The sequence below is a fragment of the Streptomyces sp. rh34 genome (assembly GCF_002551245.1).
Classification (GTDB): Bacteria; Actinomycetota; Actinomycetes; order Streptomycetales; family Streptomycetaceae; genus Streptomyces.
On sequence record NZ_NTGZ01000068.1, the window covers coordinates 14,278 to 30,686 of the forward strand.

Sequence of the window (16,409 nt, forward strand, 5' to 3'; positions counted from 1 at the left end):
AAATAACGAACGGCCGTGTTTTCATCCGGTGTTGGTTAATTTCATAGTGTTTCGGTGGTCATTGCGTTAGGGAAACGCCCGGTTACATTCCGAACCCGGAAGCTAAGCCTTTCAGCGCCGATGGTACTGCAGGGGGGACCCTGTGGGAGAGTAGGACGCCGCCGAACAATGTTTCAGACTCGATCGGCGGGCCGTGCGGGCCGTGCGATCCGAGGGACGCGTGCCCCCCGCACCGCCTGCATCGCCAAGGGGGTGCAGGGCGGCTTGCGGAAGCCTGTTGGAAGAGCCGCCCGAGAGCCCCTGCCCGGGCCGGCCGGGATTTTGGGCATCCCCGGATCCCGTGTATGGTTTACCTCGTTGCCACAGCGCAGCGAGGCCCCAATAGCTCAGTCGGTAGAGCGTCTCCATGGTAAGGAGAAGGTCTGCGGTTCGATTCCGCATTGGGGCTCAGTGAAACGCGAAAGGCCCCCGCCCATGGCGGGGGCCTTTCGCGTTGAAGGTCAGACGAGGGGCGGTTCCGGGACGCGCATGGCCAGGATCGCCATGTCGTCCGAGGCAGGCTCGGCCGCGAAGCGTTCCACGGCCCGCAGAATGCGTGAGGCGACCGCTCCGGCCGTCAGGCCCGTACAGGTCGACAGGACGTCCGCGAGGCCGTCGTCGCCCAGCATGCGGCTTCCCTCGCGGCGTTCGGTGACGCCGTCCGTGACACACAGGAGGACGTCGCCCGGGTTGAGGACGACCTCCTGCTCGTACAGGTCGAGGTCCTCGATGACACCCAGCAGGGGCTGGGGTTCCGCGGCGGACTCGACGGAGCCGTCCTGGCGCAGGCGCAGCGGCAGGGGGTGGCCGGCGCAGACGACCTTCAGGAGGGCGCTGCCGTCCTCTTGGGGCCACAGCTCGCCGTACAGGAGGGTCAGGAAGCGGCTGCGGGCGCCCTCGTCGAGGATCGCCGCGTTGAGGCGCTCCAGGACCGCCGGACCGCCGAAGCCCTCGCGGGCGAGCAGGCGCAGCGCGTGGCGGGCCAGGCCCGTGACGGCGGCGGCCTCGGGCCCCGTACCGCACACGTCGCCGATGGCGAAGCCGTACGCGCCGTCGCTGATCGGGAAGACGTCGTAGAAGTCGCCGCCGACCTCGTTGCCCTCGCCCGCGGCGCGGTAGATGACCTCGATCTCGACGTTCGGCACGTCGGGGAGGCCCGGGGGCAGCAGGCTGCGCTGGAGGGACTGGCTGATCGCCATGCGCTCCGAGTACAGGCGGGCGTTGTCCAGGGCCAGGGCGGCCCTGCGGGAGAGGTCCTCGGCCAGTTCCAGGATCTCCTGGCGGAAGTGGTCGTCCGAGGGCTTCCCGAGCGTCAGCATGCCGATCACGCGGTTGCGGGCGACCAGCGGGAGGACCACCGTCTCGCCGCCGACCGCCTGGGCCGTGGCGAGGATGGTGCGGGTGGCCGTGCTCATGCTCAGCGGTGCGTCGCGTTGCAGGCTGCGGGTCGAGGTGCTCAGCGCCGCACGGTGGCCGGCCTCCGAGGGCGCGGCCCAGACACGGGCGCCCGGGGTCGGTACCGGATCCGGCGGGGCCATCTTGGAGAGCAGGGCCTTGAGCCCGTCGATGAGGTCCTCGTCCTCGTGGAGCACGTACGAGAGGTACGGGTCGGAGGACTGGTCCGCGATCGTGTAGACAGCGCACCAGGTGGCCAGGGTCGGGACCGTCATCTGGGCCATGAGGGCCAGGGTCTGGTCCCGGTCGAGCGTGCCGGCCAGCAGGTCGGAGGCCTCGACGAGGAAGGACAGGGAGCCGCGGCGCAGCCGTTCCAGCTCGCCGAGGCGCGCGGACTCCACGGCCAGTGCGATGCGGTCCGCCGCGAACTGGAGGCGCAGGGCCTCCTCGTTGGTGTAGCGGCCCGCGCCCTCCGCCGCGACGCCGAGGGAGCCGGTGAGGCGGCCCTCGACCTTCAGCGGGACCGTGACGACCGAGCGCATCCCGGTGTCGGTGAGCAGGGGCACGGCGCCGGGGACGGCGGTGAGGTCCTCGTGGACGGCCGGCATCCGGGCGGAGCCGTAGCGTCCCGTCCCGGCTTCGACGGGGACGCGGGCGAAGCGCTGGCGGGCCGAGGGGAGGCCTGTGGTGGCGCGGACCTCCAGCTCCGTCTCGTCGTCCGTGGCGAGCAGGAGGAACGCCGCGTCGGCGTCGAGCATGTCGCGTGCCCGCTCGACCGTCCGCTGGAGGAGGCCGTCGAGATCGTCGGGTGCCGGGGAGCCGATGAAGACCTCGAACGGGTCCGCGGTGCGGTGGTCGGAGGAGGCGTCGGAGACCGGGGTGCGGACGGGGGACTGGAGCACGGCGCGCTCGTCGTCGCGGACGAGGAGGCAGACCGTGGAGGGCTCGCCGTCGGTGTCGCGGACCCGCAGGTGCGAGGAGTAGACAGCGATGGTCCGGCCGTCGGCGCCGCGGATTCCGTAGCTGCCCTCCCAGCGGGAGAGCTGGAGGGCGTCGGCGATGCCGGTGTTGGTCCCGGGTGTGTGCGGCCAGGCCACGAAGTCGGTGAACTGCTTGCCGGTGACCTGTTCCGCGGTGTGCCCGAAGACGTACGTGGCGTCGTCGTTCCATGCGCTGATCGCGCCGGTGCTGTCGATCTGGACGACGGCGACCCGGACCCGCTGGTCGGTGACGGGGAGGAGCGAGGTGGGCAGGACGGGGCCCGCCGAGCGGATGCCCACCGGCCGGTCGGGCAGGTCCAGCTGGAACCAGACGTGCTTCCGGGTGGGGGAGTACTCGACGCCCCAGCGGGAGGCCAGGGCGGCGCAGAGCAGCAGACCGCGGCCGTTCTCGCGGTCGGGGCTGCCGAAGTCGAGGCCGTTGCTCTGGAGCGGGACCTCGCGCTCCGGATAGTGGTCGGCGACCTCGACGCGGACGCCGTCCCCGCTGCGCAGGCACAGCACGTCGGCCGCCGTCCCCGCGTGCACGACGGCGTTGGTCACGAGCTCACTGGTGAGGACGACGGCGTCGTCGACGACATCGTTGTAGCCCCACCCCTGGAGCGTGTCCCGGACGAAGGCGCGGGCGGTCGCGACGGAGCGCCCGACCGGTTCGAAGGTGGCGGCCGCGCGCGCGGTGATCACAGCACTCCCCATATGGTGTCTCGTCGCTTCCCCGAGTCCTGTGCCCGTTTATCGCCGCTTCGATTCGCTTGCCAGGCTAGACGTTCGTCAAGGGTGCCGGTTACACGAGGGCCGAGTTCGGGACAGGGCGGTCCGGCAGTGGTGCGCGGGCGCACAAGTATGGACTCCCGGTACAAGGGATGGGGGGCAACCGGGACAGGTTGCTCGCCGACCTGTCCCGGCCTGGTACGTTGCAACGATTTGACGTCCGCCCGGTCGCCCGTTGACGGTGTGCTGTGGCGGTGAGCCAAAGTGGAACTGGGCAAGCTTCCTGATAGGCCCGAGTGAAACGGTCAACCCCTGCGGGAGGGACACGGTGGAGTCTGGCGTGGCGGCGCAGGGTTCGAAGGCGCGTACAAAAGGCGGACAGTCCGTGAAAAAGCAGCGCAATGGCACCGTCGAAGTGGACGCGGCAGCTCTGAACAGGCTGCTCGCGGGCCTTGTGGCGATGCGCGACGGCAACTTCCGCCGGCGGCTCACCGTCTCCGGCGACGGTGTGATGACGGAGATCTCCGCGGTCTTCAACGAGGTCGCGGACCGCAATCTCCACCTCACCGGTGAGCTGGCCCGGGTGCGGCGTGTGGTCGGCCGGGAGGGAAAGCTCACGGAGCGGCTGGAGACGGGTGCCTGCGAGGGTTCCTGGGCCGCCGCGATCGATGCCTCCAACGAGCTCGTCGACGATCTCGCGCGACCGGTCTCCGAAGTGGGCCGGGTGCTGTCGGCGGTCGCCGACGGTGATCTGGAGCAGCGGATGGAGCTGCGGTCGCACACGACGGACGAGACGGTACGTCCGCTGCGCGGCGAGTTCCTGAAGGTCGCCCGTACGGTCAACAACCTGGTCGACCAGCTGTCGGTCTTCACCGAGCAGGTGACCCGGGTCGCCGTCGAAGTGGGTACCGAGGGCAAGCTCGGCGGGCAGGCGCAGGTGCGCGGGATGTCCGGGTCCTGGAAGGACCTCACGGACTCCGTGAACACCATGGCGTACCGGCTGACGGCCCAGGTGCGGGACATCGCGCTGGTGACGACGGCGGTCGCCAAGGGTGATCTGTCGCGGAAGGTCACCGTCCACGTGGCCGGCGAGATGCTCCAGCTGAAGAACACCGTCAACACGATGGTCGATCAGTTGTCCTCGTTCTCCTCTGAGGTGACACGCGTCGCCCGTGAGGTGGGTACGGAGGGCGAGCTGGGCGGTCAGGCGACCGTGCCGGGCGTGGCAGGCGTGTGGAAGGACCTCACCGACTCCGTCAACACGATGGCGGGCAACCTCACCTCCCAGGTGCGCGGGATCGCGGAGGTGACGACGGCGGTCGCCAGCGGTGACCTGACGCAGAAGGTCACGGTGAGCGCACGCGGCGAGGTCGCGCAGCTCGCCGAGACGATCAACCAGATGACCGAGACGCTGCGCACCTTCGCCGACGAAGTGACGCGGGTGGCGAGCGAGGTCGGCGGCGAGGGGCTGCTCGGCGGGCAGGCGCAGGTGCCGGGTGCGGCCGGGACCTGGAAGGACCTCACCGACTCGGTGAACACGGTCTTCAGGAATCTGACGACCCAGGTGCGCGACATCGCGCAGGTGACGACGGCGGTGGCCAGCGGCGACATGTCGCAGAAGGTCACGGTCGACGTGGCCGGGGAGATGCTGGAGCTGAAGAACACCGTCAACACGATGGTGGACCAGCTCCAGTCGTTCGGTTCCGAGGTGACCCGCGTGGCCCGGGAGGTCGGCGTCGAGGGCCGGCTCGGGGGCCAGGCCGAGGTGCCGGGAGCCGCGGGGACGTGGAAGGACCTCACCGACTCGGTGAACACCGCGTTCCGCAACCTGACCGGTCAGGTCCGGGACATCGCGCAGGTCACCACAGCGGTCGCGAACGGCGATCTGTCGCAGAAGGTCACCGTGGACGTGGCCGGGGAGATGCTGGAGCTGAAGAACACGGTCAACACGATGGTGGCGCAGCTGTCCAGCTTCGCCGACCAGGTGACGCGGATGGCCCGGGACGTGGGCACCGAGGGCCGCCTAGGCGGTCAGGCGCGCGTGGACGGTGTGTCGGGTACGTGGAAGGAACTGACGGACTCCGTCAACTTCATGGCCGGCAACCTCACCTCTCAGGTGAGGCAGATCGCCCAGGTGACGACGGCGGTGGCGCGGGGTGACCTGTCGCAGAAGATCGACGTGGACGCCCGGGGCGAGATCCTGGAGCTCAAGAACACCATCAACACGATGGTGGACCAGCTCTCCGCCTTCGCCGACCAGGTCACCCGGGTGGCCCGCGAGGTGGGCACGGACGGGCGTCTCGGTGGTCAGGCGCAGGTGCCCGGTGTGGCCGGAGTGTGGCGTGATCTCACCGATTCGGTGAACGGGATGGCCGGAAACCTCACCGCTCAGGTCCGTAACATCGCGCAGGTCGCCACGGCGGTCGCGCGCGGTGACCTGTCGCAGAAGATCGACGTGGACGCCCGGGGCGAGATCCTGGAGCTGAAGAACACCCTCAACACGATGGTGGACCAGCTGTCCAACTTCGCGGAGCAGGTGACGCGGGTCGCCCGCGAGGTGGGTACGGAGGGAATCCTCGGCGGTCAGGCCGAGGTTCAGGGCGTGTCCGGTACGTGGAAGGACCTCACCCAGTCCGTCAACGGCATGGCGAACAACCTGACCCTCCAGGTCCGCAACATCGCCGAGGTCACCACCGCGGTCGCCAAGGGCGATCTCTCCAAGAAGATCACCGTCGACGCCAAGGGCGAGATCCTCGAACTGGTCACGACCGTCAACACCATGGTCGACCAGCTGTTGAACTTCGCGGACGAGGTCTCGCGCGTGGCCCGCGAGGTGGGTACCGAGGGCATTCTCGGCGGTCAGGCACGGGTGCGCGGGGCGACCGGCATCTGGAAGGACCTCAGCGAGAACGTCAACCTGATGGCCAACAACCTGACCAGCCAGGTGCGCAACATCTCCCGGGTCTCCTCGGCGGTCGCCAACGGCGATCTGACGAAGAAGGTCACCGTGGAGGCGCGCGGCGAGGTCGCGGAGCTGGCCGACACCGTCAACACGATGGTGACGACGCTGTCCTCGTTCGCCGACGAGGTCACGCGCGTGGCCCGTGAGGTGGGCACGGAAGGCGAGCTGGGCGGCCAGGCGCGGGTGCCGGGAGTCGCCGGTACGTGGAAGGACCTCACGGAGTCCGTGAACTCGATGGCCTCCAACCTGACCGGTCAGGTGCGGCAGATCGCCACGGTCACGACCGCCATCGCCAAGGGCGACCTGACCAAGAAGATCGACATCGACGCGCGCGGTGAGATCCAGGAGCTGAAGAACACCATCAACACGATGGTCGACCAGCTGTCCTCGTTCGCGGAGCAGGTGACCCGGGTCGCCCGCGAGGTGGGCACCGAGGGGCAGCTGGGCGGTCAGGCGCGGGTGCGGGACGTCGACGGCACCTGGCGCGACCTCACCGAGTCGGTGAACGAGATGGCCGGGAACCTGACCCGTCAGGTCCGCGCCATCGCGGCCGTCGCCACCGCGGTGACCCGCGGCGATCTGAACCTGAAGATCGACGTGGACGCGGCCGGCGAGATCCAGGTGCTCCAGGACAACATCAACACGATGATCGCGAACCTGCGCGACACCACCCTCGCCAACAAGGAGCAGGACTGGCTGAAGGGCAACCTGGCCCGCATCTCCGGTCTGATGCAGGGCCGCCGCGATCTGGACGACGTGGCCTCGCTGATCATGAGCGAGCTGACGCCGGTGGTCTCGGCGCAGCACGGCGCGTTCTTCCTGGCGATGGCCACGGGCGACTCGGACGAGGTGGGTCCGGACGACGGTGCGGCCAGCGCGTACGAGCTGCGGATGCGGGGCAGTTACGGCTACTCGGCGGGTTCGATGCCGACCTCCTTCCGTCCCGGTGAGACGCTCATCGGGACGGCGGCCGAGGAGAAGCGGACGATCCAGGTGGACAATGTGCCGCCGGGCTATCTGAAGATCTCCTCCGGGCTGGGCGAGGCTCCTCCGGCGCATGTGATCGTGCTGCCGGTGCTCTTCGAGGGCAAGGTCCTCGGCGTGATCGAGCTGGCCTCCTTCCAGCCGTTCACGCATATCCAGCGGGACTTCCTCAACCAGCTCGCCGAGATGATCGCGACGAGCGTCAACACGATCAGTGTCAACACCAAGACCGAGAAGCTCCTTGAGCAGTCGCAGGAGCTGACCGAGCAACTGCGGGACCGCTCGCAGGAGTTGGAGAACCGGCAGAAGGCCCTCCAGGCGTCCAACGCCGAACTGGAGGAGAAGGCCGAGCTGCTGGCCCAGCAGAACCGCGACATCGAGGTGAAGAACACCGAGATCGAGGAGGCGCGGCAGGTGCTGGAGGAGCGGGCCGAGCAGCTCGCGGTCTCGATGCGCTACAAGTCCGAGTTCCTGGCGAACATGTCGCACGAGCTGCGTACGCCGCTCAACTCGCTTCTGATCCTGGCCAAGTTGCTGGCGGACAACGCCGAGGGCAACCTCTCGCCGAAGCAGGTGGAGTTCGCCGAGACGATTCACGGGGCCGGTTCCGACCTGCTCCAGCTGATCAACGACATCCTCGACCTGTCGAAGGTCGAGGCGGGCAAGATGGACGTCAGCCCGACCAGGATCGCGCTGGTCCAGCTGGTCGACTACGTGGAGGCGACCTTCCGCCCGCTCACCGCGGAGAAGGGGCTCGACTTCTCCGTACGGGTGTCGCCGGAGCTTCCCGCGACGCTGCACACCGACGAGCAGCGGCTGCTCCAGGTGCTGCGCAACCTGCTCTCCAACGCCGTGAAGTTCACCGACAGTGGTGCGGTGGAGCTGGTGATCCGGCCGGCCGGCGCCGATGTGCCGAACGCGATCCGGGAGCACCTGCTGGAAGCCGGTTCGCTGCGGGACGCGGACGCCGACCTGATCGCCTTCTCGGTCACCGACACCGGGATCGGGATCGCGTCCAGCAAGATGCTGGTGATCTTCGAGGCGTTCAAGCAGGCGGACGGCACGACGAGCCGGAAGTACGGCGGCACCGGCCTCGGCCTCTCCATCAGCCGGGAGATCGCGCGGCTGCTCGGCGGCGAGATCCACGCGGCGAGCGAGCCGGGACGGGGTTCCACCTTCACCCTGTACCTGCCGCTGCACCGCGCCGAACTGCCGCCCCAGGGCTATCCCCCGGTGGGTTCCGGTTCCGCCGAGGTGCTGGGCGGTGCGGGAGAGATGGGGCACACGCAGGGGCAGTCGGCTCCGTACGGCGACCCGGCCAACTCCGCCGGGATGTTCCGGCGGCGCCGCAAGGCCCTCGGGGACGCGGCCCGCCGGGCCGCGCTGCCGGCCGGCCGGACCACGTCCGAAAGCTCCCCGCAGCAGGAGGAGTGGGTGCAGGGGGGCCAGGGCGAGAGCCAGGTTCAGGGCGAGGTCGCGGCGGAGGAGCGGGAGCCCCGGCGGACGTTCCGCTTCCGCGGTGAGAAGGTCCTCATCGTCGACGACGACATCCGTAACGTCTTCGCACTCACCAGCGTGCTGGAGCAGCACGGGCTGGCGGTGCTGTACGCGGAGAACGGCCGTGAGGGCATCGAAGTCCTGGAGCAGCACGACGATGTGACGGTCGTGCTGATGGACATCATGATGCCCGAGATGGACGGTTACGCGACGACGACCGCGATCCGTCGGATGCCGCAGTTCGCCGGGCTGCCGATCGTCGCGCTCACCGCGAAGGCGATGAAGGGCGACCGGGAGAAGGCCATCGAATGCGGGGCTTCCGACTATGTGACGAAGCCGGTCGATCCTGATCACTTGCTTGCGGTGATGGAGCAGTGGATGCACGGAGAGTGATTGAGTGTGGAACGAATGAGCGTGAATTGTTGACCGACTGTGCTCACACGGGTGTGAACGCCCTGCATTCGGGGAACCTTCTGGTCTCCCACCGCGTTTGCGGTATGTGCACAGTGACATCGCGGTGACAGGGTGTGGTGACGGGCGGGGTGCGGCTACCATGACCGGCACAAGGACGGACGGCGTAAGGGAGTCGTCCCCTGGGGCGGCACCCGGTGCATTTCCGGGGCGAGGAGGGCGGGCCATGGTGCAGAAGGCCAAGATCCTCCTGGTCGATGACCGGCCGGAGAATCTGCTGGCGCTGGAGGCCATCCTCTCTGCGCTCGATCAGACACTGGTCCGGGCATCGTCAGGGGAGGAAGCGCTCAAAGCGCTGCTCACGGACGACTTCGCGGTCATCCTGCTGGACGTCCAGATGCCGGGCATGGACGGTTTCGAGACCGCCGCGCACATCAAGCGGCGGGAGCGGACCCGGGACATCCCGATCATCTTCCTCACCGCGATCAACCACGGTCCGCATCACACCTTCCGCGGCTACGCGGCCGGCGCGGTGGACTACATCTCGAAGCCGTTCGACCCGTGGGTGCTGCGGGCCAAGGTCTCGGTCTTCGTCGAGCTGTACATGAAGAACTGCAAGCTTCGCGAGCAGGCCGCTCTGCTGCGCCTCCAGTTGGAGGGCGACGGCCACGCGGGTGGCGAGCACGAGAAGGAGCCGACCGGTCTGCTGGCCGAACTCTCCGCGCGGCTCGCGGCGGTCGAGGAGCAGGCGGAAGCGCTCTCCAAGCAGCTCGACGACGAATCCGCGGACGCCGCGGCGGTAGCCACCGCCGCCCACCTCGAACGCAAGCTGACCGGCCTGCGCCGCGCGCTCGACGCGCTGGAGCCGGGCACCGGCGGGGGTACGGGCGTACTGCCCGCACAGAGCTGACGATTCCCGTCCCTCCGGCTCGGCGCGTGCCTGCCGCCGCCGTGAGGCGACGTCAGTTCCCGGCCGCCCGAAGGCGACACGGTCGGGTGAACCAGTAGGCGAACGTGTTCACGGGCGACGACAGCGGTAACCTCGGCACCATGGCCTCACGTACGTCCGGCAAGGGTTCCCAGGGCACGGCGGGCACCGCGAAGCGCGTCGGCCGTACCTCGGGCCCGGCGAAGAAAGCCGCGCCCGCCAAGAAGACCGCGCCCAAGAAGTCGGCCGCGCCCCCGAAGAAGGCTCCCGCGAAGAAGACGGCGGCCAAGAAGCCCGCGCCGTCACCCACCGGGGGCATCTACCGGCTGGTGCGGGCGGTCTGGCTCGGGGCGGCGCACGGCATCGGCGCGCTGTTCCGCTCGATAGGGCGCGGGGCCAAGGGACTTGACCCCGCGCACCGCAAGGACGGGCTCGCCCTGCTGCTGCTCGGCCTGGCGCTGATCGTCGCCGCGGGCACCTGGTCCAATCTCCAGGGACCGGTCGGCGACCTGGTAGAGATGCTGGTGACCGGGGCCTTCGGGCGGCTCGACCTGCTCGCGCCGATACTGCTGGGCGCGATGGCGGTGCGGCTGATCCTGTACCCGGAGCGGCCCGACGCCAACGGCCGTATCGTCATCGGGCTGTCCGCCCTGGTCATCGGAGTCCTCGGCCAGGTCCACATCGCCTGCGGTTCGCCGGGCCGGGACGCGGGAACCGAGGCGATGCAGGACGCGGGCGGGCTGATCGGCTGGGCCGCCTCGAAGCCGCTGATCTTCATGATGGGCGAGGTCCTCGCCGTACCGCTGCTGGTGCTGCTGACCGTGTTCGGGCTCCTCGTCGTCACCGCCACCCCGGTCAACGCCATTCCGCAACGGCTGCGTCAGCTCGGCGTCCGCCTCGGCATCGTGGATCCGGCACCCGAGGCCGGTGAGGGGTACGAGGACGACGACGAGCGCTACGACGAACAGTGGCGCGAGGCGCTGCCCGAGCGGACCCGACGGCGTGGCACGCGGCGCCCGGACGCGGACCCCGTCCACGACCACGACCAGGCGGAGGCGGAAGCGCTCACCAAGCGCAGGAGGTCCCGCAGGCCCTCCGCGCAGCCCGCGATGAACCGGCCGCTGGACGCGGTGGACGTCGCCGCGGCCGCTGCCGCCGCCCTCGACGGGGCCGTGCTCAACGGCATGCCGCCCTCGCCGATCGTCGCCGACCTGACCCAGGGCGTCTCCGCGGACCGGGAGCGCACCGGGACACCCGTCCCCGGGGCCCGGGAGGCCGAGCGGGACGGCGCGGGGAAGGCCGGGGCCGGGCGCGGGCAGGACCGGCCCGGTGCCGCCGACAACGCGACCGGCGGTGACCGTTCCGGTGGTGCCTCCGGCCGGTCCGGCGCCGTTCCCGACCTGACGAAGCCCGCGCCGGAGCGTTCCGAGGGCCTGCCCGCCCGTGCCGAGCAGCTCCAGCTGTCCGGCGACATCACGTACTCGCTGCCCTCGCTCGACCTGCTGGAGCGCGGCGGACCGGGCAAGACCCGCAGCGCGGCCAACGATGTGGTCGTCGCCTCGCTGACCAACGTCTTCACCGAGTTCAAGGTCGACGCCGCGGTCACCGGGTTCACGCGGGGCCCGACCGTCACCCGCTACGAGATCGAGCTCGGCCCCGCCGTGAAGGTCGAGAAGATCACGGCACTGGCCAAGAACATCGCGTACGCCGTGGCCAGCCCGGACGTGCGGATCATCTCGCCGATCCCCGGCAAGTCCGCCGTCGGCATCGAGATCCCCAACTCCGACCGCGAGATGGTCAACCTCGGCGACGTGCTGCGCCTCGCGGACGCGGCCGAGGACGACCACCCGATGCTCGTGGCGCTCGGCAAGAACGTCGAGGGCGGCTACGAGATGGCCAACCTCGCCAAGATGCCGCACGTCCTGGTCGCCGGCGCCACCGGTTCCGGCAAGTCCTCCTGCATCAACTGCCTGATCACCTCGATCATGGTGCGGGCCACCCCGGACGACGTGCGGATGGTCCTCGTCGACCCCAAGCGCGTCGAGCTCACCGCGTACGAGGGCATCCCTCACCTCATCACCCCGATCATCACCAACCCGAAGAAGGCCGCCGAGGCGCTCCAGTGGGTCGTGCGGGAGATGGACCTGCGCTACGACGACCTCGCCAACTTCGGCTACCGGCACATCGACGACTTCAACCACGCGGTCCGCAACGGCAAGTGCAAGGCGCCCGAGGGCAGCGAGCGGGAGCTGTCCCCGTACCCCTACCTGCTGGTGATCGTCGACGAGCTGGCCGACCTGATGATGGTGGCCCCGCGCGACGTCGAGGACTCGATCGTCCGCATCACCCAGCTGGCCCGCGCGGCCGGCATCCACCTGGTGCTCGCCACCCAGCGGCCCTCGGTCGACGTGGTGACCGGCCTGATCAAGGCCAACGTGCCCTCCCGGCTCGCCTTCGCCACCTCCTCGCTCGCCGACAGCCGGGTCATCCTCGACCAGCCGGGCGCCGAGAAGCTCATCGGCAAGGGCGACGGGCTCTTCCTCCCGATGGGCGCCAACAAACCCACCCGAATGCAGGGAGCGTTCGTCACCGAGGACGAGGTCGCCGCCGTCGTCCAGCACTGCAAGGACCAGATGGCCCCGGTTTTCCGGGACGACGTCGTGGTGGGAACGAAACAGAAGAAGGAGATCGACGAGGACATCGGCGACGACCTGGACCTGCTCTGCCAGGCCGCCGAACTGGTCGTCTCCACCCAGTTCGGATCGACCTCGATGCTCCAGCGCAAGCTCCGGGTCGGCTTCGCGAAGGCCGGCCGGCTGATGGACCTGATGGAGTCCCGCAACATCGTCGGACCCAGCGAGGGCTCCAAGGCGCGCGACGTCATGGTGAAACCCGACGAGCTCGACGGGGTGTTGGCCGTCATCCGCGGGGAACCCGCTCCGTAAAGGTTTTGTGGGCAACCGTTTCGTACGGTCGTACGTCCAGTTGAAGGGAGGGACGGAACCGTGCTCCTCCCCGCAGCTCGCTCCGTCGTCACCTCACCCGTACCTCCACCCCGTTCGGCCCACTACAGGTTGCCCAGTCCTCGATCGGGGCCGTGCTCCGTCCCCGCTCCGCCCCGGAGCCGGCGGCGGGGCCGTCCGGCGAACCCGATGGCGTACAAAGTCGTCCCTCCCGGTTGCCCCTCCCTTTCGTACCCCCCCTAGACTGAACATCCAGCAGGTGGCTCACGCTCGAAAGGCGCCCCCGTGTCCATCGGCAACTCCCCCGAAGACGACCGGCCTTCGATCGGTCGTGCCCTTCAGCAGGCTCGTATCGCCGCGGCTCTGACGGTCGAGGAAGTCAGCAGCTCCACCCGGGTGCGCATCCCCATCGTGCACGCGATCGAGCAGGACGACTTCTCCCGCTGCGGCGGCGACGTCTACGCCCGCGGCCACATCCGCACGCTCGCCCGTGCCGTCGGCCTCGATCCGGAACCGCTGGTCGAGGAGTACGACGCCGATCACGGCGGCCGCCCCGCACCGACCCCGGCGGCACCGCTGTTCGAAGCCGAACGCATCCGCTCCGAACCCCGGCGGCCCAACTGGACCGCCGCCATGGTCGCGGCCATCGTCGCCGTCATCGGGTTCGTCGGCTTCACGCTCTTCAGCGGCGAGGACGAACCCTCGAACACCGCGCAGATCGCGGAGGGCTCCGAGCCCGACAAGACCGTGGCCAAGCCCACCGCCACCAAGCCCTCCGACCCCAAGCCCGTGCCCTCCGAGAGCGCCATCGCCGCCGCCCCCCGGGACAAGGTGACGGTCAAGCTCAGCGCGACCCGCGACGAGAGCTGGATCTCCGCGAAGGACCACAACGGGCGGCTGCTCTTCGACGGGCTGCTGCTCAAGGGCGAGTCCAAGACCTTCCAGGACAAGGAGCGCATCGACCTCGTCCTCGGCAACGCCGGAGCGATCGAGCTCTTCGTCAACGGCAAGCAGGTCGAGGACCGCTTCGGTCCGGGCCAGGTCGAACGGCTTTCCTACACCAAGGGCGACCCCGAGGCCGGCTGATCCGCCGCCCTCCGCTCCGTACACGTCCCGACGGGCGTCCGGCCTCGTGCCGGACGCCCGTCGGCGTTCCCCGACCCGGACTCTGTTACTCCCCGTAGCGGGGAAATGGGCGGCGGCAGGGGCCGGTCACCCTGCACGGCAGGGGGGCCGCCGGAACGAAGTAGTCTTGAGTCCATGCCCGAACGCCGTACCGTCGCCCTTGTCACTCTTGGCTGCGCCCGTAACGAGGTGGACTCGGAGGAGCTTGCAGGCCGCTTGGCAGCGGACGGCTGGGACCTCGTCGAGGATGCCTCCGACGCGGATGTCGCAGTCGTCAACACCTGTGGGTTCGTCGAAGCCGCCAAGAAGGACTCCGTCGACGCCCTGCTCGAAGCCAACGATCTGAAGGATCAGGGCCGCACCCAGGCCGTCGTCGCCGTCGGCTGCATGGCCGAGCGCTACGGGAAGGACCTCGCCGAGGCCCTCCCGGAGGCGGACGGCGTCCTCGGATTCGACGACTACGCCGACATCTCCGACCGGCTCCAGACCATCCTCAACGGCGGCATCCACGCCTCGCACACCCCGCGCGACCGCCGCAAGCTGCTGCCGATCAGCCCGGCCGAGCGGCAGGACGCCGCCGTGGCGCTGCCCGGCCACGCCCAGGAGACGCCCGCCCCCGCCCCCGAGGACCTCCCCGAGGGTGTCGCACCGGTCTCCGGGCCGCGGGCGCCGCTGCGCCGCAGGCTCGGCACCAGCCCTGTCGCCTCGGTGAAGCTCGCCTCCGGCTGCGACCGCCGCTGCTCCTTCTGCGCCATCCCCTCCTTCCGCGGCTCGTTCATCTCGCGGCGTCCCTCGGACGTGCTCCAGGAGACCCGCTGGCTGGCCGAACAGGGAGTCAAGGAGGTCATGCTCGTCTCCGAGAACAACACCTCCTACGGCAAGGACCTCGGCGACATCCGCCTTCTGGAGACCCTGCTGCCCGAGCTGGCCGACGTGGACGGCATCGAGCGGATCCGGGTCAGCTACCTCCAGCCCGCCGAGATGCGCCCGGGCCTCATCGACGTCCTCACCTCGACGCCGAAGGTCGCCCCGTACTTCGACCTCTCCTTCCAGCACTCCGCCCCCGGCGTGCTGCGCGCGATGCGCCGCTTCGGCGACACCGACCGCTTCCTGGAGCTCCTGGACACCATCCGGAGCAAGGCCCCCCAGGCCGGTGCCCGCTCCAACTTCATCGTCGGCTTCCCCGGCGAGACCGAGGCGGACCTCGCCGAGCTGGAACGCTTCCTCACCGGTGCACGCCTCGACGCGATCGGTGTCTTCGGGTACTCGGACGAGGAGGGCACCGAGGCGGTCGGCTACGAGAACAAGCTCGACGCGGACACCATCGCGGAGCGCCTCGCCCACATCTCCCAGCTGGCCGAGGAGCTGACCTCGCAGCGGGCCGAGGAGCGCGTCGGCGAGACCCTCCAGGTGCTGGTGGAGTCCGTGGAGTCGGAGGAGGACGGCGAGGTCGCGATCGGGCGTGCGGCGCATCAGGCCCCCGAAACCGATGGCCAGGTGGTCTTCACCACACGCGAGGGACTCGTGCCGGGCCGTATGGTCGAGGCAAAGGCAGTGGGCACCGAGGGCGTCGACCTGGTGGCCGAACACCACGAGCTTGCGGAGGCAGCCAGATGACCGGAGTCCCGGCATCCGCGGCAGGCGGTTCCGGCGCGCAGCCGGTCCGCGGCGGCAAGCTGGGCACTGCGGCCGTCAACCAGGCCAGCCTCTGGAACATCGCCAATATCCTGACCATGGTGCGGCTGCTGCTCGTGCCCGGGTTCGTCCTGCTGCTGTTCCACGACGGCGGATACGATCCGGTCTGGCGCGCGTTCGCCTGGGCGGCCTTCGCCGTCGCGATGATCACCGACCTGTTCGACGGTCATCTGGCACGGGCGTACAACCTGGTCACGGACTTCGGGAAGATCGCCGACCCCATCGCCGACAAAGCGATCATGGGCGCGGCACTGGTCTCCCTCTCGGTCCTGGGCGACCTGCCGTGGTGGATCACCGGAGTGATCCTCGCCCGTGAGCTGGGCATCACGCTGATGCGGTTCTGGGTCATCCGGCACGCGGTGATCCCGGCCAGCAGAGGCGGCAAGCTGAAGACCCTCGCGCAGGGGACGGCGGCCGGGATGTACGTCCTGGTGCTCACCGGGCCCCTGGCGACCTTGCGTTTCTGGGTGATGATGGTCGCCGTCGTGCTGACGGTCGTCACCGGACTCGATTACGTACGCCAGGCCGTCGTCCTGCGCCGCCAGGGCCTCGCCGCCGAGCGCGCCGCCGCGGCCGAGCGGGCCACAGAGGCCGAGCGGGCCACAGAGCCCACGGAGGCCCTTCAGAGCAGCGCCGGCACCGCGGCCGACGCCGGCCCGGCTGCCGGAGCCGTGGCCCTGTCTCTTATACACATCTCTGAG

General features: G+C 69.6%; 7 protein-coding genes, 1 tRNA gene and 1 rRNA gene. 8 read left to right on the forward strand and 1 reads right to left on the reverse strand.

Annotated elements, in window-relative coordinates:
- The first annotated feature begins 50 nt into the window (after positions 1 to 50).
- Positions 51 to 167, forward strand: a 5S ribosomal RNA gene (gene rrf / locus CR470_RS15440).
- A 208-nt stretch (positions 168 to 375) separates the two neighbouring features.
- Positions 376 to 448: transfer RNA gene (locus tag CR470_RS15445), tRNA-Thr, on the forward strand.
- A 52-nt stretch (positions 449 to 500) separates the two neighbouring features.
- On the opposite strand, the gene CR470_RS15450 is transcribed toward CR470_RS15445, so the two are convergent.
- Positions 501 to 3,128 (reverse strand): SpoIIE family protein phosphatase, encoded by a 2,628-nt coding sequence (locus tag CR470_RS15450; RefSeq protein WP_097868169.1) that lies wholly within the window; start codon positions 3,126 to 3,128, stop codon positions 501 to 503.
- Between the two features lie 400 nt (positions 3,129 to 3,528).
- Here CR470_RS15450 and CR470_RS15455 point away from each other — a divergent pair, with 400 nt between their 5' ends.
- The 6 genes from CR470_RS15455 to pgsA form a co-directional block, all read left to right on the forward strand.
- A complete protein-coding gene (locus CR470_RS15455) occupies positions 3,529 to 8,979 on the forward strand; it encodes a HAMP domain-containing protein (protein WP_097868170.1) in 5,451 nt (1,816 codons plus the stop codon).
- Between the two features lie 244 nt (positions 8,980 to 9,223).
- A complete protein-coding gene (locus CR470_RS15460; protein ID WP_097868171.1) occupies positions 9,224 to 9,907 on the forward strand; it encodes a response regulator in 684 nt (227 codons plus the stop codon).
- Between the two features lie 140 nt (positions 9,908 to 10,047).
- Entirely contained in the window at positions 10,048 to 12,870 is a 2,823-nt protein-coding gene (locus CR470_RS15465) for a DNA translocase FtsK (protein WP_097868175.1), read from the forward strand.
- 303 nt (positions 12,871 to 13,173) lie between these two features.
- Positions 13,174 to 13,974: a helix-turn-helix domain-containing protein gene (locus CR470_RS15470; RefSeq protein WP_097868172.1), complete on the forward strand. Its 801-nt coding sequence runs from the start codon at positions 13,174 to 13,176 to the stop codon at positions 13,972 to 13,974.
- A 174-nt stretch (positions 13,975 to 14,148) separates the two neighbouring features.
- Positions 14,149 to 15,630 carry a 30S ribosomal protein S12 methylthiotransferase RimO gene (gene rimO / locus CR470_RS15475; RefSeq protein WP_097868173.1) on the forward strand — a complete coding sequence of 494 codons (1,482 nt, stop codon included), beginning with the start codon at positions 14,149 to 14,151 and terminating at the stop codon, positions 15,628 to 15,630.
- Positions 15,627 to 16,409, forward strand: a 783-nt coding sequence (gene pgsA / locus CR470_RS15480; protein ID WP_257138676.1) for a CDP-diacylglycerol--glycerol-3-phosphate 3-phosphatidyltransferase, incomplete at its 3' end; no start/stop codon positions are given. The genes rimO and pgsA, both read left to right, overlap by 4 nt.

What these genes read in the sequence shown, in the direction of transcription:
- CR470_RS15450 (WP_097868169.1), bottom strand. Translation starts at nt 3,128, where the DNA reads ATGGGGAGTGCTGTGATCACCGCGCGCGCGGCCGCCACCTTCGAACCG.
- CR470_RS15460 (WP_097868171.1), top strand. Translation starts at nt 9,224, where the DNA reads ATGGTGCAGAAGGCCAAGATCCTCCTGGTCGATGACCGGCCGGAGAAT.
- rimO (WP_097868173.1), top strand. Translation starts at nt 14,149, where the DNA reads ATGCCCGAACGCCGTACCGTCGCCCTTGTCACTCTTGGCTGCGCCCGT.
- CR470_RS15465 (WP_097868175.1), top strand. Translation starts at nt 10,048, where the DNA reads ATGGCCTCACGTACGTCCGGCAAGGGTTCCCAGGGCACGGCGGGCACC.